Below are 19,809 nucleotides of genomic sequence, written 5' to 3' on the forward strand. Positions count from 1 at the left end.
GTTACATTCCGAACCCGGAAGCTAAGCCTCACAGCGCCGATGGTACTGCAGGGGGGACCCTGTGGGAGAGTAGGACGCCGCCGAACAATCATTCAAGGCCGCGGCCCCAGCGATTCGCTGGGGCCGCGGCCTTTTTGTGTTTTGCGAACGTGCAGGAGGCCGGCAGGCCGGGACCTTCGCCCAGGCGCGGAGTGTTCCGGGATGCCGGACAATGGAGATGGTGCCCGGCCAGGAGGCCGGCGCCGAAACCGCGTGACGGCAGCGGAGTTGCTCGGTCCGCGGTGGAGCTGAAGCAGCAGAAGGAGTCACCACGATGTCGAACCCCCAGGACCGTCCCGAGCGTCGATCGGACGACGGCCGCGGCCACGAGCCCCGGTCGCGTGGGGGCTGGTCCAACGACCGTGGCGGCTCCCGTCGGGACGACCGTCCGTCCGGCGGTTACCGTCGTGACGACCGTGACGACCGTCCGCGTCGTGACGACCGCCCGTCCGGCGGCTTCAACCGCGATGACCGTGGTGGCGACCGCGGCGGTTACCGCGGTGGCGACCGTCCGTCCGGTGGCGGCTACAACCGCGACCGCGGCGACCGCCCCTCGGGTGGCTTCAACCGTGACGACCGTGGTGGCGACCGCGGCGGTTACCGCGGTGGCGACCGTCCGTCCGGTGGCGGCTACAACCGCGACCGCGGCGACCGTCCGTCCGGCGGCTTCAACCGCGATGACCGTGGTGGCGACCGCGGCGGCTTCCGCCGTGACGACCGCCCGTCCGGTGGTTTCAACCGTGACGACCGTGGTGGCGATCGTGGCGGCTTCCGCCGTGACGACCGCCCCTCGGGTGGCTTCAACCGCGATGACCGTGGTGGCGACCGCGGCGGTTACCGCGGTGGCGACCGTCCGTCCGGTGGTGGCGGCTACCGTGGTGGCGACCGCCCGTCCGGTGGCGGTTTCCGCCGTGACGACCGCCCCTCCGGCGGTGGCTTCCGCCGTGACGACCGTCCGAGCGGGTTCCGTCGTGACGACCGTGACGACCGTCCGCGTCGTGATGACCGCCCCTCGGGTGGCTTCAACCGTGACGACCGTGGTGGCGACCGTGGTGGCTTCCGCCGTGACGACCGCCCGTCCGGTGGTTTCAACCGTGATGACCGTGGTGGCGACCGTGGTGGCTTCCGCCGCGACGACCGTCCGTCCGGTGGCGGCTACAACCGCGACCGCGGCGACCGCCCCTCGGGTGGCTTCAACCGTGACGACCGTGGTGGCGACCGCGGCGGTTACCGCGGTGGCGACCGTCCGTCCGGTGGCGGCTACAACCGCGACCGTGGCGACCGCCCCTCCGGCGGTGGCTTCCGCCGCGACGACCGCCCGTCCGGTTTCAACCGCGACCGCGGCGACCGCCCCTCCGGTGGTGGGTTCCGTCGTGACGACCGCCCCTCGGGCGGTTTCAACCGCGATGACCGTGGTGGCTTCCGCCGTGACGACCGCCCGTCCGGTGGCGGCTACCGCCGCGACGACCGCCAGGGCGGCGGCGACCGCGGCCCCCGCCGCGACTACGACGACCGTGGCCCCCGTCGTGACTACGACGACCGCCGCGGCAACTACGAGCCCGTCCGGCGCCTGCCGATCCCGGAGGACGTCACCGGCTTCGAGCTGGACGCGGACGTGCGCCAGGAGCTCAAGAGCCTGCCCAAGACGCTCGCCGACGACGTCGCCCGCAACCTGGTGATGGTGGCCCGCATGCTCGACAGCGAGCCGGAGGAGGCCTACCAGTACTCGCGCATCGCGCTCCGGCTGGCCTCCCGCGTCGCCGCCGTCCGTGAGGCCGCCGGCTTCGCCTCGTACATGACGCAGCGCTACTCGGAGGCGCTGACCGAGTTCCGTGCCGCCCGTCGGATGACCGGTCGCGCGGACCTGTGGCCGGTGATGGCCGACTGCGAGCGCGGTCTGGGCCGCCCGGAGCGCGCGCTGGCGATGGCCGGCGAGCCCGAGGTGAAGCAGCTGGACAAGGCCGGTCAGGTCGAGATGCGCCTGGTCGCCGCGGGCGCCCGCACCGACATGGAGCAGTTCGACGCGGCCGTCGTGACCCTGCAGAGCCCGGAGCTGGCGTCCAGCGCGGTGCACTCGTGGACCGCCCGTCTGCGGTACGCCTACGCCGAGGCGCTGATCGCGGCCGGCCGGGCCGAGGAGGCCCGCGAGTGGTTCGCCAAGGCGGCCGAGGCCGACACCGACGGCACGACCAACGCCTCGGAGCGGCTGGCCGAGATCGACGGCGTCGAGTTCGTGGACGCGCTCGACCCCGAGGCGGCCGAGGAGGAGGCCGAGCAGGCCGAGGCCCCGGCGAAGAAGCGCGGCGGCGACGTCTCCGACGACCGCGTGATCTACGAGGACGAGGAGGACGTCGAGGAGTACTACGACGAGGACGACCTCGAGATCGACGAGGACTTCGACGGCGTGGTGCCCGGGCGTTCCGGTGAGGACGGGGCCGAGGCCGGCACCGAGGCGAAGGCCGAGGACAAGGCCGACGCGCAGGGCTGAGCCCGACCGAACGACTGAGGCCCTGCCCTTCCCCGGATGTCCGGGGAAGGGCAGGGCCTCACGGCTTTCCGGCTCGCGGGCGCTAGCCCAGTTCGAGGTTGCGCAGCACCAGCCCGGTGGCCGGCTTCGGACCGAAGGAGGTGGACTTGCGCGGCATGGTGACGCCCTGTTCGGCGAGTCTTCGGACCACGCTCTCCCGGACCGGGTGCAGCAGTACCGCGGTGCCGCCGGTCCGGGCGGCCTCCTGCTCGGCGGCCACCGCGGTGTGCAGGTAGCCGATGTCGTCCGGGCCGTCGGGGACGCGCCAGGTGTGGTCGAGCAGGGTGGCGTGCAGGACGGTGGCGTCCAGGTGGCGCCACTCCTGGGGCCGGTCGTGCGGCACGGTGGCGTCGAGCAGGGACTCCTCGGGTTCGCCGAGCAGCCAGTAGACGCCGTCGCCGCCGGTCAGCACGAAGCCGTTGCCGCCGTGACGTTTCTGCTCCGCGAGCGCCTGGAGGGCGGCGCTCAGCGGGCCGGGGACCTCCTTGACCTTCCACTGGTCGCCGAGCTTCTCCAGCGCCTCGGCCACCGGCAGCCGGTACAGGACGCGGTGGATGGCCCGGACCCGCAGCGGGTAGCGGGCGGTGTCCACCAGGAGCACCAGACCGCGGTCCCAGGGGCTGCGCGGCAGGTGGCGGTGTTCGCGCTGGAGGCGCAGGTACATCTCCCAGCGGTGGTGGCCGTCGGCGATCAGGGCCCGGCAGGTGGCCAGGTCGCGGCCGATCTCGGCGATGTCGGCCGGGTCGGTGACCGCCCACAGGCGGTGGTGGGTGCCGTCGCTGGTGGCGGTGGAGAGCAGCGGCTCGCCCTCGACGGCGCGCTCGACGACGCCGGCGGCGCCGCCGTTGCCCCGGTAGGTGAGGAGCAGGGGTTCGAGGTTGGCCCGGGTGGTGCGCATCAGGCCGACCCGGTCGGCGACCGGCCGCGGCATGACGTCCTCGTGCGGGAGGACCACGCCGGCCTCCCGGCCGCTGACCGCGAGCGCGCCGATCAGCCCGCGTTGGAGCAGTTCGGGCGAGTCGGCGGTGGCGGGCACGCGTTGCTCGTAGACGTAGAGTCCGGGCTCCCGGTCGGCGGCGAGGACGCCCTCGCGCTGCCAGTCGGCCAGCAGCCGGGCCGCGTGCCGGTACTTGGTGTCGCGGTCGGGCCGGTCGCCGGCGTCCTCGGGCTCGGGCCGGGGCAGGATCAGCCGCACCACGTTGTGCGGGTCCGCGGTCTCCAGGTCGAGCCGGCGGCCCGGGTCGACGACGTCGTACGGGGGTGACATGACCGCGGCGAGGGCGCCGACCCGGTCGGGGACGTAGCGCAGGCCGCGGAAGGGGGACAGGGACAGGCCTGCGGTGGCGACGTGCCCGGGATCGCCGGGGCCGCCCTCCGGAGTCTCGACTCCGTGTTCTGCACTGGGTGTGCTCATTCTGGGCATCGTAACCGGGTACGCGTTGTTGAGAGATCGGAATGCCCGTGCCGTCTCGTGGGACGGGTGTGAGACCGAGGGCGAGGTACGGCATGGACGACGGGCAGGAACGGGTGGACGGCGGCGGCCGGGTCGAGCCGCGCGGCACCGGCGGCGCCCCCGGCGGGGGCGCTCCGGCGGACGGCGGCGTGCCGGCCCAGTCGCGCTCCGGCGAGCCGACCGGGGACGTGTACGACTGGTTCCGGCGCGGTGCGCAGCTGCTCGCCCAGGGCCATCCGGCGGCCGCCGAACAGCTGCTGGCCCGGGCGGCGGTGGCCGAGCCGCACTCGCGCAGCATCCGGGAGACGCTGGCACGCGCCCAGTTCGACACCGGGTCGTACGCCGCGGCGCTGGAGAACTTCCGGGCCGTCGCGCTGGCCGATCCCTCGGACGACTACGCTCAGTTCGGGTGGGGCGTCGCGGCGGCCCGGCTGGGCGACTTCGAGACGTCCGCCGAGCACCTGGCGCTGGCCGTGGCGATGCGGCCGGGCACCGAGCACTACCGGGCGGCGCTGCGGCAGACCAGGGCGACCCTGGCGGCCCGCGCCGGGGCCTACGGCCCGCTGCTGCCCGGGGCGCCCGGGTACCTGGCGCCCCCTCCCGGCCCGGACGGGCGGCCGGCGGGCGAGGACGGTGCGGACGACGAGGTCTGACCGGTCCGGCCCGAGGCGCCGCCCGACGAAGCGAACGACGCAGTGAATGAGGTAGCGCAGCCATGACCGAGACGGCCCCCACCGTGCGACGGACCGCCCCCGGCGGCAGCGACCGGCCGCTGACCGAGGCGTACGACACGGCGCTGCTGGACCTGGACGGCGTGGTCTACGCGGGCCCGAACGCCGTCGAGCACGCCGTGGAGGCGCTGGACGCCGCCCGGACGGCCGGGATGCGGCTCGCGTACGTGACCAACAACGCCTCCCGCCCGCCGCGCGTGGTGGCGGCGCACCTGACCGAGCTGGGGGTGCCGGCCGAGCCGGGCGACGTGATCAACTCGGCCCAGGCGGCCGCCCGGCTGGTCGCGGAGAAGGTGCCGGTCGGGGCGAAGGTGCTCGTGGTGGGCGGCGCGGGGCTGGAGGAGGCGCTGGCCGAGCGCGGGCTGGTCGCCGTCCGCTCGCTGGACGAGCAGCCGCTCGCGGTGGTGCAGGGCTACGACCCGTCGGTCGGCTGGGCGCAGCTGGCGGAGGCCTCCTACGCGGTGCAGCAGGGGCTGCCGTGGGTGGCCTCCAACACCGACCTGACGGTCCCGACCGCGCGCGGCATCGCCCCCGGCAACGGCACCCTGGTGGCGGCCGTGCGGGCCGCCGCCGGGGTGGACCCGGAGGTGGCGGGCAAGCCGCTGCCGCCGATGCACCGGGAGACCGTGCTGCGGACCGGGGCGCGGCGGCCGCTGGTGGTCGGCGACCGGCTCGACACCGACATCGAGGGCGCCTTCAACGGCGGGGTGGACAGCCTGCTGGTGTTCACCGGGGTGACCACGCCGGCGCAGCTGCTGGCGGCCCCGGTCGAGCACCGGCCGACCTACCTGGCGGCGGACCTGCGCGGGCTGCTGGAGTCGCACCCCGCGGTGGGCCGGGAGGACGGCGGGGCCGGCTGCGGCGGCTGGGTCGCCACGGCCGGGGACGGCGTGCTGCGGCTGTCCGGCGGCGGGGACCGCTGGGACGGCCTGCGGGCGCTGTGCGCGGCGGCGTGGGCGGCGCTGGACGCGGACGGGACGGCGGCCGACGGGCGCAAGGCGCTGGCCGAGCTGGGGTTCTGACCCGGCCGGCCGCGGCCGGGCTCGGCGGTGAGAGTGCCCCGGCGGTCGGTGCTTCGGCGGTGCGTGTGCCCCGGCGGTGCGTGTGCCCCGGCGGTCCGCGGCATCCGGACCGCCGGGCCCCGACGTGACCCGGGTGCAGCACGGCCCGGGCCGCCGGGAGCCGGGTCAGAGCAGGGTGCGCAGCCGCAGCAGGTCGCGGAAGCCGGCCTCCAGCCGGATCCGGCCGGAGGCCCAGGCGGAGGCGAAGTTGAGCCCGCCGCCGACCACGGCCACCAGGTCGTCGCTGCTCATGGTGAGCCGGATCGCGGCCTTCTCGGTGGGCGCACCGGGCGCCGAGGCGAGGCCCTGGATCCGGCCGTCGCGCAGCTGACCGGTGAAGGTCAGGTCGAGGTCGGTGATCCGGCAGCTGAGCGAGCGGTCCAGGGCGGCCGCCTTGCGGACGTCGCCGGTGGACTCCGCCATGTTCCGGCTGAGCTGCTCCAGCGCCTCGCGGCACTCCTCGGCGTCGGCCATCGCGGTGCCTCCCTCTCTGGGCTCCCGGTGGATTCGGGCGGGTGACGGCGGTGGTCACTGCCGGGCCACGGTACCGCAGGCGGGTTTTGGCGGTAGCGTCGTCCGTGGGGTGCCCGGATCGGCCCGGGCACCGACGGCGACGGAGCGATGCGCGCAGGCGCTTAGGAGGCACCCGGATGCTGCCGAGGACGGTGCGGGGAGTGGCGGAGGTCGCCGCCGGGCTGGTGGAGGAGGTCGGCAAGCGGGTCGTCGGGACGGCGGCCGCGATCCTGGAGCGGACCGGGGTCGACGTCGCCGACGTGGAGCGCCGGCTGGGCGGGCAGTTCCCGCCGTCGGTGCAGACCCTGCAGACCCTGGCGGGCGAGGCGGTCACCGCCGGGCGGGCCGGGGTGGACCTGGCCGTCGGGGTGGCCCGGGGCGAGGTGGAGAAGGCCTTCGAGAAGGTCGGTGACCAGGTCACCAAGGTCGGTGTGGTGCTGGCCTACCTGGAGAGCAAGCTGCGGGAGGTCGAGGAGGACGAGGGCGGGCCGGAGCGCCCCGGCCCGGCGGCCGACGCCCACCGTTCGGAGCAGCCGGTGCCGGCGCCCCGGGCGGACGACCTGTTCGGGCGCGGCTGGGAGGACGAGCAGGCGCGGCCGGACGCCCGGGCGGCCGGGGAGCCGATAGTGGCGGAGCGGGTGGAGGTGGACGAGCCGGTCGAGGTCTACCCGCCGGTCCCGCCCGTCCCGCGGGCGGCGCCGACGCCGCGGGCCGCGCAGGGGCGGAAGCCGGCGAGCGGGTCCGTGCGCCCGTCCGGGCCCGCGGAGCCCGTCGAGCCTGAGCGGCCGGCGGCGCGCAAGGGCACCGCGAAGAAGGCCCCGGCCGATGCGCCGTCCGGAGCGAAGGCGCCCGGTGCGAAGTCGGGCGGCGCCGAGCCGCCCGGGGCGAAGACGGCGGCGGCGAAGAAGGCGGCGGCGAAGACGGCGGCGGCGAAGAAGGCGGCGAAGAAGACGGCGGTCCGCAAGACGGCCGTGAAGAAGACCGCCACCGCGAAGCAGTCCGCCGCCGAGTCGGCCGGGTCGCCCGGGACGCCCGCGAAGCGCACGGCGACGAAGAAGACCACCGTCCGCAAGGCCACCAGCACGAAGCGCTCCGATGACCGGAGCGGCTGACCCGACGGCGCCGCTCGGCGTCGGACTCGCCCCCACCGGCCACCCCGGCGTGGACGCCGGCCTGGCCCGGCTGGAGGCCCTGGACGGGGTCCCCGCCGAGGCGCACGTCGCGGTGTACGAAGATGTTCACCAGCGGCTCGCCGACACGCTGGCCGCGCTCGACCAGGAATGATCCGTAGGACCCGTAGGAGCTGAAGCACCAGTGGCAGTGGCACGACGCCGACTCGACGCGGAGCTGGTCCGCCGCAAGCTGGCCCGGTCGCGCGAGCACGCGTCCGAGCTGATCGCAGCCGGCCGGGTGACCGTCGGCGGCACGACCGCGACCAAGCCGGCCACCCAGGTGGAGACCTCGGCGGCGGTCGTGGTGGCCAAGGACGAGAACGACCCCGACTACGTCTCGCGCGGCGGGCACAAGCTGGCCGGGGCGTTCGCCGCCTTCGTCCCGCAGGGTCTGGTGGTGGAGGGCCGCCGGGCGCTGGACGCGGGCGCCTCCACCGGCGGGTTCACCGACGTCCTGCTGCGGGCCGGTGCCTCCGGCGTGCTCGCCGTGGACGTCGGCTACGGGCAGCTCGCGTGGTCGCTTCAGAGCGACGAGCGGGTGACGGTGATGGACCGCACCAACGTCCGCGAGCTCAGCCTGGAGCTGATCGGCGGCACCCCGGTCGACCTGGTGGTCGGCGACCTGTCGTTCATCTCGCTGGGCCTGGTGCTGCCCGCGCTGGCCGGCTGCGCGGCCGAGGACGCGGACCTGGTGCTGATGGTCAAGCCGCAGTTCGAGATCGGCAAGGAGCGGCTGGGCAGCGGTGGGGTGGTGCGCAGTCCGGAGCTGCGCGCGGAGATGGTGCGCCAGGTCGCCGGGCAGGCGTGGGAGCTGGGCCTGGGCGTGCGTGCCGTCACCGCGAGCCCGCTGCCGGGCCCGTCCGGGAACGTCGAGTACTTCCTCTGGCTGCGCCGCGACGCCCCGCAGTTGAACCCCGCGGAGGCGGACCGGGCCGTCGCCGAGGGGCCCCGATAGGGTGCTCTGCGGGCGTCCGGTCCGTCATGCTGTGTGACGCGACCGCACCGGGGCGGAGGGCGGCCCGGCAGGCGTGAGGGAGAGGGCAGCGGCATGAGCGATGACGAGCGTACGGTCTTCCTGATCGCGCACACCGGCCGGGAGGCGGCGCTGCGCAGCGTCGAGGGCCTGGTGCACGGGCTGCTGAAGGCGGGCATCCGGATCAGACTGCTCGCCTCCGAGGCGGTGGGCTTGGACCTGCCGGACGGGGTGGAGAAGGTCGCCGGTGGCCCGGGGGCGGCGGACGGCTGCGAGCTGATCCTGGTCGCCGGCGGGGACGGGACGCTGCTGCGCGGGGCGGAGCTGGCGCGCGAGCACGGGCTGCCGATGCTCGGGATCAACCTGGGCCGGGTGGGCTTCCTCGCCGAGGCCGAGCGGGACGACCTGGCCGTGGTGGTCGAGCGGGTGGTGGACGCCGACTACACGGTCGAGGAGCGGATGACGATCGACGTCATCGTCCGCACCAACGGCGATGTGCTGCACCAGGACTGGGCGTTGAACGAGGCGTCGATCGAGAAGGCGTCCCGGGAGCGGATGCTGGAGGTGGTGACCGAGGTGGACGGCCGTCCGGTCTCCAACTTCGGCTGTGACGGGGTGGTCTGCGCGACGCCGACCGGCTCCACCGCGTACGCGTTCTCCGGCGGCGGGCCGGTGGTCTGGCCGGAGGTGGAGGCGCTGCTGATGGTGCCGATCTCCGCGCACGCGCTGTTCGCCCGCCCGCTGGTGACCTCGCCGCACTCCGTGCTGGCCGTGGAGGTGCAGCCCAAGACCCCGCACGGCGTGCTCTGGTGCGACGGCCGGCGCTCGGTCGAACTGCCCGCGGGCGCCCGGGTGGAGGTCCGCCGGGGCCAGACGCCGGTGCGGCTGGCCCGACTGCACCGGGCGCCGTTCACCGACCGGCTGGTGGCCAAGTTCGCGCTGCCGGTGACGGGTTGGCGCGGCCGGGCGGACACCGGCTGCTGACCGCGGGCCGTCCGGCGGATCCTGCGGCCCCGGCGGACGGGCGCGCGCCGTGGTGCGCCCGGCAACCCGCCGGACGGCCGCCGGCCGTCAGACGGCCAGGGGCTGGTCCTGGTCGGCCGGTCCGTACCGGCCGCCCGCCGCCGCCCGCGCGGCCAACGCGGTGAGCCGTCGCACGGCGTCGGGGACGGCCGGGGCGGGCACGGTGAGCGGGATCCGGACGTGGTGCTCGAAGGCGCCGTCCGAGCCGAACCGGTTGCCCGCGGCGATCCGGATGCCGTCGCGCTCCCCGGCCCGCGCCAGCGCCGCGCCGGAGAGAGCACCGGTGGACACCCAGAACGAGAGCCCGCCGGGCGGTGGCGGGAAGGTCCAGTCCGGCAGCCGCTCGGCCAGTGCGGCCGCGAAGGCGTGCGCGGTGGCCCGCAGCCGGTCCAGCTGGTGCGCGCGCACGGCCGCCAGCGGCTCGCCCAGCAGGTCGGCGGCGATCAGCTGGTCGAGCACCGGGGTGCCGACGTCGCTGTAGACCCGGTCGGCGGCCAGCCGGCGCACCAGCGCGGGCGCGGCCCGCACCCAGCCGATCCGCAGCCCGCCCCAGAGCAGCTTGCCCGCGGAGCCGACGGTGACCACCTGGGCGGCCCGGTCCAGCGCCGCCGCCGGGCGCGGCAGGGGCTCGGACTCCGGGACGCCCCAACCGAGTTCGGCGGTGGTCTCGTCGACCAGGACGACGCTGCCGGCGGCCCGGGCGGCGGCCAGCAGCTCGCGCCGCTGCTCCTCGCCGACCAGGGCGCCGGTCGGGTTGTGGAAGTCCGGGATCACGTAGGCGACCTTGGGCGCCGCGCCGCGCAGCACCCGGCGCCACTCGGCGAGGTCCCACGGGGCCGGGCCGCTCGGCCCGGGGAGCGGGCCGGGGGCGTACGGCACGGGCACCAGGCGGGCGCCGGCGATCCGTAGCGCCTGCAGGGTGTGGGCGTAGCTGGGCGCCTCGACGGCGACCCGGTCGCCGCGGCCGATCAGTGCCCGCTGGACGAGGTGCAGGGCGCCCATCGCGCCGGTGGTGACGAGGATCTGGTCCGGGGTGGTGGGCAGCCCGCGCTCGGTGTACCGCCGGGCGACGGCCTCGCGCAGCACCGGGACGCCGGTGGGGTAGTGGCCGTGTCCGGCGGCGTAGTGGGGCAGTTGCTCGACGGCGCGGGCGGCGGCCGCGCCGAGGAAGGGCTGCGGGGCGGGCAGGGCGGCGACGCCGAGGTCCAGGGTGCGGCCGAGCTCGTCCGGCGGGACGGGGTGCAGGGCGTCGCCGGGCGGCGGGGCGCCCTCGGGCAGCGCGGTCCAGCTGCCGGCGCCGCGGCGGCTGCGCAGGTAGCCCTCGGCGCGCAGGGTCTCGTAGGCGGTGGCGACGGTGGTGCGGCTGAGCTCCAGGGCGGTGGCGAGTTCGCGTTCGGCGGGCAGCCGGGCGCCGACCGGCAGTCGGCCCTCGGTGACCAGCAGCCGGATCTGCCCGGCGAGGGTCCGGTAGGCGGGCCGGCGGGGGCCGGGGGCGTCGGGCAGCCGGGCGGTGGCGAGCAGCCGGACCAGCGCGGGCGGGGTGACGGTGGTGTGCCAGTCGGCCATGGGGGATCAGTCCACTTGCTCGGAATTGGCCCTGGAGGGGGTCGCTTTGGCCTGGCCATCATGGCAGGGCGGCCATCGAGTCCGCCACCGCCGGGGCAGCCGGGCGGTGCAGCACCACCCGCAGGAGCTCCCGTTGGCCACCACGCACCCGACCACGCCCGACCGGCCCTCCGAGGCCCCGCCCGCCGCCGCGCCGGCCGCCCCGCCCGCCGCCGCCGCGCCGGCCGCCCGGCCGTCCCGTGCCGCCCGCCTGCTCGGCGACACCCACGCGCTGGGCCGCCGGATCCCGCAGCTCGCGGTCGGCCTCTACCTGTACGGCGCGAGCATGGCGCTGATGCTCCGCTCCGGCCTCGGCCTCGACCCGTGGGACGTCTTCCACCAGGGCCTGCAGCGTGCCGCGGGCCTCTCGGTGGGCGCCTGGGTGACCATCTGCGGCGCCCTGGTCCTGCTGCTGTGGATCCCGATCCGCCAGCGCCCGGGCGTCGGCACGGTGGCGAACGTCCTGGTGCTGGGCGCGTCGATGGACCTCACCCTGCGGCTGGTCGACGGCCCGGCCGGGCTGCCCGCCCGGATCGCGCTGATGGCCGCCGCGATCGCGCTGAACGGCCTGGCCACCGGCCTCTACATCGGTGCCCGCTTCGGCCCCGGCCCGCGCGACGGCCTGATGACCGGCCTGCACCGGCGCACCGGGCGCTCGCTGCGGCTGATCCGCACCGGCATCGAGGTCACCGTCCTGGTCGCCGGCGTGCTGCTCGGCGGCACCGCCGGGGTCGGCACGGTCGCGTACGCGCTGGCCATCGGCCCGCTGGTGCAGTTCTTCCTGCCGTGGTGCACGGTGCCGGGCCCCGGGCAAACCTCCCGGAAGGGGTGAACTTCCGGGCACGGAGTTGCCGCGCGCCGTTGCCGCTCGTCGCGCGCCGGGGGTGGAACCTCGTAAGGTCGTCTCCGTGTTGGACGAGATGCGGATACGGGATCTTGGGGTCATCGACGACGCGGTGGTCGAACTCGCGCCCGGCTTCACCGCCGTGACCGGTGAGACCGGCGCCGGGAAGACCATGGTCGTGACGAGCCTCGGCCTGCTGCTCGGCGGCCGCGCCGACCCGGGCCTGGTGCGCAACGGCACCGGGCGCGCGGTCGTCGAGGGCCGGCTCGAGCTGCCCGCCGACTCTCCGGTGGCGGCCCGGGCGGTGGAAGCCGGGGCCGAGCTGGACGACGGCGCGTTGCTGATCAGCCGCACCGTCTCCGCCGAGGGCCGCTCCCGGGCCTACGTGGGCGGCCGGGCCGTCCCGGTCGGCCTGCTCGCCGAGCTCGGCGAGGACCTGATCGCCGTGCACGGCCAGACCGACCAGCAGCGGCTGCTGCGCCCGGCCCGCCAGCGCGGCGCGCTGGACCGGTACGCGGGCGAGACCGTGGCCGGGCCGCTGGCCCGCTACCGGGAGACCTACCGCAGCCTGCGCGAGGTCTCCGCCACGCTGGAGGAGCTCACCACCCAGGCGCGCGAGCGCGCCCAGGAGGCCGACCTGCTCCGGTTCGGCCTGGACGAGATCGCCGCCGCCGAGCCGGTGGCCGGCGAGGACGTCGAGCTGGCCGCCGAGGCCGAGCGGCTCGGCCACGCCGACGCGCTCTCCTCCGCCGCCACCCTCGCCCACGCCGCGCTGGCCGGCGACCCGGCGGACCCGGAGGCGCTGGACGCCGGCACCCTGCTCGCGCAGTCCCGCCGCGCCCTGGACGCCGTGCGCCACCACGACGAGCGCCTGGCCGCGCTCGCCGACCGCGTCAACGAGGTCGGCTACCTGCTCGCCGACGTGGCCGGCGACCTGGCCGGGTACGCGGACGACCTCGACGCCGACCCCGTCCGGCTCGCCGCCGTCGAGGACCGCCGGTCCGTGCTGGCCCAGCTGCTGCGCAAGTACGGCGGCCCCGAGAACACCCTCGCCGAGGTGATCGCCTGGGCCGAGGCCGGCGCCGCCCGGCTCGCCGAACTCGACGGCGACGACGACCGGATCGACCAGCTCGGCGCCCGCGAGACGGAGCTGCGGGCCGAGTTGGCCGAGCTGGCCGCCGAGGTGTCGGCCGCCCGCCACGCCGCCGCCGGGCGCTTCGCCGAGGCCGTCTCCGCCGAGCTCGCCGAACTGGCCATGCCGCACGCCCGGGTGACCTTCTCGATCACCCGGGTCGACGACCTGTCCGGCATCGAGCTCGAGGGCCGCACCGTCGCCTACGGGCCGCACGGTGTGGACGAGGTCGAGGTGCTGCTCGCCCCGCACCCCGGGGCCCAGCCCCGGCCGATCGCCAAGGGCGCCTCCGGCGGTGAGCTGTCGCGGGTGATGCTCGCCGTCGAGGTGGTCTTCGCGGGCGCCGACCCCGTCCCCACCTACCTGTTCGACGAGGTGGACGCGGGCGTCGGCGGCAAGGCCGCGGTGGAGATCGGGCGCCGGCTGGCGAAGCTGGCCGAGTCCGCCCAGGTCGTGGTGGTCACCCACCTCCCGCAGGTCGCCGCCTTCGCGGACCGGCACCTGGTCGTGGAGAAGACCCACGACGGCACCGTGACCCGCAGCGGCGTCAAGGTGCTGAACGACGAGGAGCGGGTGCGCGAACTCTCGCGGATGCTGGCCGGCCTGGAGGACTCCGAGCTGGGCCGCGCCCACGCGGAGGAACTGCTGGCAGCGGCCCGGGCCCCGCGCCACCGCTAGCCGGGCGCGGCGGCCCCGCGGACGGACGGCGACGCGCCCCGGGTGCGGCCGACTGTCCAAGAGGGCCGCCGACCTGGCATGGTGGCGGCTGGACATTGGCTTTCCAGTCCCGAGCGCCGTCGGCGGGCAATCCTCGCGGAAGCGGCGCGCGAACCTGATCGAGTCGGATGCGAGAGAACGTGGACCATTCCGCCGCCCGGGCCGCCGCGGCCACCCCCGAACCGGGGCAGCTGCACGTGGTACTCGTCCTGGCCGCCAGCACCGGCGGCATCGGTGCGCACGTGCGCTCCCTCGCCCAGGGCCTGGTCGCGCACGGCGTGACCGTCACGGTCTGCGCCCCGGCCGGCACGGACGCCCTGTTCGGCTTCTCCCGCACCGGCGCCAGGTTCCACACCGTCGACATCACCCCCACCGCCGGCGCCCGCAGCGACGCCACCGCGATCGGCGAACTGCGCCGGGCCTTCACCGGTGCCGACGTCGTCCACGCGCACGGGCTGCGCGCCGGGCTGCTCTCCGACCTCGCGCTGCGCACCGCCGGCCGCTTCCCCGGCCTGCGCCCGGAGACCCCGCTGGTGGTCACCTCGCACCACGCGCTGCTGGCCACCGGCATGGAGCGCCGGCTGCAGCGGCTGATGGAGCGCCGGGTGGCGCGTGCCGCCGACCTCGTCCTCGGCGCCTCCTCCGACCTCGTCGCCCGGGCCCGTGAACTGGGGGCCACCGACGCCCGGCTCGGCCCGGTGGCCGCCCCGCCGATGCCCGAGGGCCGGCTGGACCGGGCCGCCGCCCGTGCCGCCCTGCTCGGTGACGGACCGGACCGACCGCTGGTGCTCGCGGTCGGCCGGCTCGTCCCGCAGAAGGCCTTCGGGCAGCTGCTGGACGCCACCCGCGAACTGTCCGCACTCGACCCGGAGCCGCTGCTGCTGCTCGCCGGGGACGGCCCGGAGGCGGCCGGACTGCGCGAGCGGGTGGCCGCCGAGAAGCTGCCGGTACGGCTGCTCGGCTACCGCACCGACGTCCCCGACCTGCTGGCCGCCGCCGACGCGGTGGTCGTCTCCAGCCGCTGGGAGGCCCGCTCGCTGGTCGTGCAGGAGGCGATGCGGGCCGGCGTGCCGGTGGTCGCCACCGCCGTCGGCGGGATCCCCGAACTGGTCGGCGACGCGGCCGTGCTGGTGCCCGCAGGGGACCCGGCCGCGCTCGGCCGGGCGGTGGCCGAGCTGCTGTCCGACCCGGCGCGCCGCGGGCGGCTGGCGGCGGCCGGCCGGCAGCAGGCCGAGACCTGGCCGGACGAGGCCGCCACCGTGGCCCAGGTGCTGAGCACCTACGACGAGCTGGTCCAGCGGGCCTGAGCCCCGGCCGGCCCTGACGGCCGCCGCCCCGGCCGGCCGGACCGCAGCCAGCCGTCCTAGGGCGTGTCTTGTGGATCACTGCCGGGGTCGCGACGCCAGGGCACGCACCTCGCCGCGTTGTCGTCGGTCGCCGATGCTCCGCATGGACTCCCTCCTCCGCCTTGCGATGCACGCACCCTGACGCCGCGACCTATCCGACAAGATCCACAAGACACGCCCTAGACGGTCGCCTGTTCCACCCGGTCGGCCGCCAGGCCGTCCGGCTGGGCGGACAGGTAGGCGCCCCCGCAGGCGGTCAGCCGCAGCGCGGTGTCGATCAGCGGCACGTGGCTGAAGGCCTGCGGGAAGTTGCCGACCTGCCGCTTGAGCCGCGGGTCCCACTCCTCGGCGAGCAGCCCGATGTCGTTGCGCAGCCCGAGCAGCCGGTCGAACAGCTCGCGGGCCTCCTGCACCCGGCCGATCATGGCGAGGTCGTCGGCGAGCCAGAACGAGCAGGCCAGGAAGGCCCCTTCGTGCCCGGAGAGGCCGTCGACGTTGTTGCCGCTCTCGTCGTGGGTCGGGTAGCGCAGCACGAAGCCGTCCTCGGTGGACAGTTCACGCTGGATCGCCTCGATGGTGCCGATCACCCGCTTGTCGTCCGGTGGCAGGAAGCCGACCTGCGGGATCAGCAGCAGCGAGGCGTCCAGCTCCTTGCCCCCGTAGTACTGGGTGAAGGTGTTGCGCTCCGGGTCGTAGCCCCGCTCGCAGACGTCCCGGTGGATGGTCTCCCGCAGGCCGCGCCAGCGCTCCAGGTGCTCGTCGGACGGGGCGTCCTCGGGCGTCTGCTCCAGCAGCTTGATCGTCCGGTCGACGGCGACCCAGGCCATCACCTTGGAGTGGACGAAGTGCCGGCGGGGGCCGCGGACCTCCCAGATGCCCTCGTCCGGCTCCTGCCAGTGGTCCTCCAGGTACTCGATCAGGCGCAGCTGGAGGTGGTGGGCGTGGTCGTTGCGGACCAGGCCGGTCATGTGGGCCAGGTGCAGCGCCTCGACGACCTCGCCGTAGACGTCGAGCTGGAGCTGGCCGGCGGCGCCGTTGCCGACCCGGACGGGCTGGGAGCCCTCGTAGCCGGGCAGCCAGTCCAGCGAGGACTCGGTGAGCTCGCGCTCGCCGGCGATGCCGTACATGATCTGCAGGTTCTCCGGGTCGCCGGCCACCGCCCGCAGCAGCCACTCGCGCCAGGCGCGGGCCTCGTCGCGGTAGCCGGTGCGCAGCAGCGAGGAGAGCGTGATGGCCGCGTCGCGGAGCCAGGTGTAGCGGTAGTCCCAGTTGCGCTCGCCGCCGATGTCCTCCGGCAGCGAGGTGGTGGGGGCCGCGACGATGCCGCCGGTGGGGGCGTAGGTGAGGCCCTTGAGGGTGATCAGGGAGCGGATCACGGCCTCGCGGTACGGGCCCTGGTAGGTGCACTGGCCGGCCCACTCGTGCCAGAAGTCGGCGGTGGCGTCGAGCATCTCCTCGGCGTCCGGGGGCGTGGGCGGGTCCAGGTGGGAGGCCTGCCAGGTGAGGGCGAAGGCGATCCGCTCGCCGGCGGTGACGGTGAAGTCGGCGTAGGTGGTGAGGTCGCGGCCGTAGGTCTCGGCCTCGCCGTCCAGCCAGACCGAGTCGGGCCCGGCGACGGCGACGGTGCGGTGCCCGCCGTCGGCCTGCTCGACCCGGTGCACCCAGGGGACCACCCGGCCGTAGGAGAAGCGCATCCGCACGGCCGAGCGCATCCGGACGGTGCCGGCGACGCCCTCGACGATCCGGATCACCTGCGGGACGGCGTCGCGGCCGGCGAGCGGGCGCGGCGGCATGAAGTCGATCACCCGGACGGTGCCGCCCTGGGCGTCCCACTCCTGCTCCAGGATCAGCGAGTCGCCCCGGTAGCGGCGGCGGTCGGCGGGGACGGCCGGGGCGGCGGCGGTGGGCGGCGGGACCCGCAGGTCGCCGGTGTCGGTGAAGCGGGCGGCGACGGCCGGTGCGGCGGGGGCGGGGACCTCGCTCACGACGGCTTCGGCCGGCCCGATCCGCCAGAAGCCGTGTTCATCGGTGCCGAGCAGGCCGGCGAACACGGCCGGCGAGTCGAAGCGGGGCAGGCAGAGCCAGTCCACCGCCCCGTCCCTGCTGACCAGGGCAGCGGTCTGCATGTCCCCGATGAGTGCGTAGTCCTCGATACGGCCGGCCACGTGGATCTCCAGTTCGCAATGTGGTCAGGACGCAACGGCGATCCGGGGGAGCGAGCGGTCTGCGGGGCCGGAGGTCCACCCCGGGACGTCCGGCCCGCCGGGGGGTGGTGGCGGGCCTTGCTGGAGTGTCCGTGCGGGGCCCGGTCGAGCCCCTGGAGTGGGTGGGGAGGAACTGGATTACGGGGAGGTCCGGTCGCGCATCGGGGACCGGGAGTGTCCTGACGCTCCCACGCCCTCCGCGTGCTCGTGCTGTCGGCGATGCGTCCGTGCAGCTTACGACGGACGAAAGGGGCGAAGCACGCGGGCGCAGCCTCGTGTGGCGCCACAATTCGGCGGAAATGCCGTGCATCGCGAGGGTGTCGCCCAGGATGGTCCGGACGGATCAGCCCCGGCTGGTCCCGGTGGAGGGGCTGTCATGGCCCGAACGGGGTGCCCCGGGGTGGCCCGGTCCGGCCGTGGTGCGACCGGTGTGACTGCTGGGCCGTATGGTGCGCCGGTGGTGCGCCCCGCGTACGCCCCCGGGGTGCCGCGAGCGGGCCGGAAGGCGTCCCGTCCGGGTCACTGATACCCTGGTATCCCGTGGACCGGTGGGATCAAACGCCCCGGACCAGCCGAATCGACGACCCTCCGAGCGCCGTGCTCCGCACCGGCCTCCCGTCGCCAGGCGAGCCGCGAGCCTCCCACCACGTCACCTTCGACACGCGACCCACGGGAGCCCCCTCTTGGCACAGCCCCATTCCGGCAAGGCAGCGAACGGCCGCGCCGTGACGACCAAGCACCTCTTCGTCACCGGGGGTGTCGCCTCGTCGCTCGGCAAGGGCCTCACCGCCTCCAGCCTCGGCGCGCTGCTCAAGGCCCGCGGCCTGCGCGTGACGATGCAGAAGCTCGACCCGTACCTCAACGTGGACCCGGGCACCATGAACCCGTTCCAGCACGGTGAGGTCTTCGTCACCGACGACGGCGCCGAGACCGACCTGGACATCGGCCACTACGAGCGGTTCCTCGACACGAACCTGCACGGCTCGGCCAACGTCACCACCGGCCAGGTGTACTCCACGGTCATCGCCAAGGAGCGCCGCGGCGAGTACCTGGGCGACACCGTCCAGGTCATCCCGCACATCACCAACGAGATCAAGTCCCGGATCCGCCGGATGGCGACCGAGGACGTCGACGTGGTGATCACCGAGGTCGGCGGCACCGTCGGCGACATCGAGTCGCTGCCGTTCCTGGAGGCCGTCCGCCAGGTCCGCCACGAGGTCGGCCGGGACAACGTGTTCTTCGTGCACGTCTCCCTGCTGCCGTACATCGGCCCCTCGGGCGAGCTGAAGACCAAGCCCACCCAGCACTCCGTCGCCGCGCTGCGCAACATCGGCATCCAGCCCGACGCCGTCGTGCTGCGCGCCGACCGCGAGGTCCCGCAGGCCATCAAGCGCAAGATCTCGCTGATGTGCGACGTGGACGAGGAGGCCGTGGTCGCGGCCATCGACGCCAAGTCGATCTACGACATCCCCAAGGTCCTGCACGGCGAGGGCCTGGACGCCTACGTGGTGCGCCGGCTCGACCTGCCGTTCCGCGACGTGGACTGGACCACCTGGGACGACCTGCTGCGCCGCGTCCACGAGCCGCAGCACATCGTCAAGGTCGCGCTGGTCGGCAAGTACATCGACCTCCCGGACGCCTACCTGTCGGTGACCGAGGCGCTGCGCGCCGGCGGCTTCGCCAACAACGCCCGGGTCGAGATCAAGTGGGTCACCTCGGACGACTGCGAGACCCCCGAGGGCGCCCGGGAGCAGCTCGGCGACGTGGACGCGATCTGCATCCCCGGCGGCTTCGGCGACCGCGGCGTCAACGGCAAGGTCGGCGCCATCACCTACGCCCGCGAGAACAAGGTCCCGCTGCTCGGCCTCTGCCTGGGCCTGCAGTGCGTCGTGATCGAGGCGGCCCGCAACCTGGCCGGCCTGCCCGAGGCGAACTCCACCGAGTTCGACGCCGCGGCCAAGCACCCGGTCGTCTCCACCATGGCCGAGCAGCTGGCCATCGTCGACGGCAAGGGCGACCTGGGCGGCACCATGCGCCTGGGCCTGTACCCGGCCAAGCTCGCCGAGGGCTCCATCGTGCGCGAGGTCTACGCCGGCGAGCAGTACGTCGAGGAGCGCCACCGCCACCGCTACGAGGTCAACAACGCGTACCGCGCGGACCTCGAGAAGACCGGTCTGCAGTTCTCCGGCCTCTCGCCCAAGGGCGACCTGGTGGAGTACGTCGAGTACCCCCGCGAGGTGCACCCGTACCTGGTCGCCACCCAGGCCCACCCGGAGCTGAAGTCCCGCCCGACCCGCCCGCACCCGCTGTTCGCGGGCCTGGTCAAGGCCGCCATCGAGATCAAGACCGCCACTGCCGAGTAATCGTCGGTCGTTCACCGGACGGCGGCCCCGCGATTCCCGCGGGGCCGCCGTCCGGCGTTAGATTGTGTCGTACTGACGAAAAGGGGAGAGCGATGGACGAGCAGAG

General features: G+C 75.2%; 15 protein-coding genes and 1 rRNA gene. 12 read left to right on the forward strand and 4 right to left on the reverse strand.

Annotation, left to right across the window (positions count from 1 at the left end; translation table 11 throughout):
- Together rrf and ACIA8Q_RS29620 are read left to right on the forward strand one after the other, a co-directional pair.
- A 5S ribosomal RNA gene (gene rrf / locus ACIA8Q_RS29615) occupies positions 1–86 on the forward strand; the annotation flags it as partial.
- A 1,568-nt stretch (positions 87–1,654) separates the two neighbouring features.
- Positions 1,655–2,527: a hypothetical protein gene (locus tag ACIA8Q_RS29620; RefSeq protein ID WP_360209999.1), complete on the forward strand. Its 873-nt coding sequence runs from the start codon at positions 1,655–1,657 to the stop codon at positions 2,525–2,527.
- 82 nt (positions 2,528–2,609) lie between these two features.
- Here ACIA8Q_RS29620 and ACIA8Q_RS29625 read toward each other — a convergent pair whose 3' ends face one another.
- Complete coding sequence (locus ACIA8Q_RS29625) at positions 2,610–3,980, reverse strand: DUF1015 domain-containing protein (RefSeq protein WP_360209979.1); 1,371 nt, start codon at positions 3,978–3,980, stop codon at positions 2,610–2,612.
- Positions 3,981–4,072: 92 nt separating this feature from the next.
- On the opposite strand from ACIA8Q_RS29625, the gene ACIA8Q_RS29630 reads away from it, so the two are divergent.
- Positions 4,073–4,672 (forward strand): tetratricopeptide repeat protein, encoded by a 600-nt coding sequence (locus tag ACIA8Q_RS29630; protein WP_360209978.1) that lies wholly within the window; start codon positions 4,073–4,075, stop codon positions 4,670–4,672.
- A gap of 62 nt (positions 4,673–4,734) precedes the next feature.
- Positions 4,735–5,772, forward strand: a complete 1,038-nt coding sequence (locus ACIA8Q_RS29635; protein ID WP_360209976.1) for an HAD-IIA family hydrolase — start codon at positions 4,735–4,737, stop codon at positions 5,770–5,772.
- A gap of 165 nt (positions 5,773–5,937) precedes the next feature.
- Here ACIA8Q_RS29635 and ACIA8Q_RS29640 read toward each other — a convergent pair whose 3' ends face one another.
- Positions 5,938–6,285, reverse strand: coding sequence for an SCP2 sterol-binding domain-containing protein (locus ACIA8Q_RS29640; protein WP_360209974.1), 348 nt, complete (start codon positions 6,283–6,285; stop codon positions 5,938–5,940).
- 176 nt (positions 6,286–6,461) lie between these two features.
- Between ACIA8Q_RS29640 and ACIA8Q_RS29645 the strand changes: the two genes are divergently transcribed.
- The 4 genes from ACIA8Q_RS29645 (at position 6,462) to ACIA8Q_RS29660 (ending at position 9,453) form a co-directional block, all read left to right on the forward strand.
- Positions 6,462–7,436: a hypothetical protein gene (locus ACIA8Q_RS29645; protein WP_396317968.1), complete on the forward strand. Its 975-nt coding sequence runs from the start codon at positions 6,462–6,464 to the stop codon at positions 7,434–7,436.
- Positions 7,420–7,608: a hypothetical protein gene (locus ACIA8Q_RS29650; protein WP_360209970.1), complete on the forward strand. Its 189-nt coding sequence runs from the start codon at positions 7,420–7,422 to the stop codon at positions 7,606–7,608. The genes ACIA8Q_RS29645 and ACIA8Q_RS29650 overlap by 17 nt, the downstream gene beginning before the upstream one ends.
- Before the next feature lie 36 nt (positions 7,609–7,644).
- Positions 7,645–8,451, forward strand: coding sequence for a TlyA family RNA methyltransferase (locus ACIA8Q_RS29655; RefSeq protein ID WP_360209997.1), 807 nt, complete (start codon positions 7,645–7,647; stop codon positions 8,449–8,451).
- A 93-nt stretch (positions 8,452–8,544) separates the two neighbouring features.
- Positions 8,545–9,453, forward strand: coding sequence for an NAD kinase (locus tag ACIA8Q_RS29660; protein ID WP_360209968.1), 909 nt, complete (start codon positions 8,545–8,547; stop codon positions 9,451–9,453).
- Positions 9,454–9,540: 87 nt separating this feature from the next.
- Here the strand turns inward: ACIA8Q_RS29660 and ACIA8Q_RS29665 are convergent, their stop codons facing one another.
- A complete protein-coding gene (locus ACIA8Q_RS29665) occupies positions 9,541–11,058 on the reverse strand; it encodes a PLP-dependent aminotransferase family protein (protein WP_396317969.1) in 1,518 nt (505 codons plus the stop codon).
- 250 nt (positions 11,059–11,308) lie between these two features.
- Here ACIA8Q_RS29665 and ACIA8Q_RS29670 point away from each other — a divergent pair, with 250 nt between their 5' ends.
- The 3 genes from ACIA8Q_RS29670 (at position 11,309) to ACIA8Q_RS29680 (ending at position 15,097) form a co-directional block, all read left to right on the forward strand.
- Positions 11,309–11,929 carry a hypothetical protein gene (locus ACIA8Q_RS29670; protein ID WP_360209995.1) on the forward strand — a complete coding sequence of 207 codons (621 nt, stop codon included), beginning with the start codon at positions 11,309–11,311 and terminating at the stop codon, positions 11,927–11,929.
- Between the two features lie 88 nt (positions 11,930–12,017).
- A complete protein-coding gene (recN, locus tag ACIA8Q_RS29675; RefSeq protein ID WP_360209993.1) occupies positions 12,018–13,751 on the forward strand; it encodes a DNA repair protein RecN in 1,734 nt (577 codons plus the stop codon).
- A 167-nt stretch (positions 13,752–13,918) separates the two neighbouring features.
- The gene (locus ACIA8Q_RS29680; protein WP_360209964.1) at positions 13,919–15,097 is read left to right on the forward strand and encodes a glycosyltransferase family 4 protein; all 1,179 of its coding nucleotides are present in this window, start codon (positions 13,919–13,921) and stop codon (positions 15,095–15,097) included.
- A 218-nt stretch (positions 15,098–15,315) separates the two neighbouring features.
- Here ACIA8Q_RS29680 and ACIA8Q_RS29685 read toward each other — a convergent pair whose 3' ends face one another.
- Complete coding sequence (locus tag ACIA8Q_RS29685) at positions 15,316–17,301, reverse strand: glycoside hydrolase family 15 protein (protein ID WP_360209962.1); 1,986 nt, start codon at positions 17,299–17,301, stop codon at positions 15,316–15,318.
- 722 nt (positions 17,302–18,023) lie between these two features.
- On the opposite strand from ACIA8Q_RS29685, the gene ACIA8Q_RS29690 reads away from it, so the two are divergent.
- The gene (locus tag ACIA8Q_RS29690; protein ID WP_360209960.1) at positions 18,024–19,703 is read left to right on the forward strand and encodes a CTP synthase; all 1,680 of its coding nucleotides are present in this window, start codon (positions 18,024–18,026) and stop codon (positions 19,701–19,703) included.
- Positions 19,704–19,809: the final 106 nt, after the last annotated feature.

The organism is Kitasatospora sp. NPDC051705, from assembly GCF_044453265.1.
In the GTDB taxonomy this organism is placed as follows: Bacteria; Actinomycetota; Actinomycetes; order Streptomycetales; family Streptomycetaceae; genus Kitasatospora.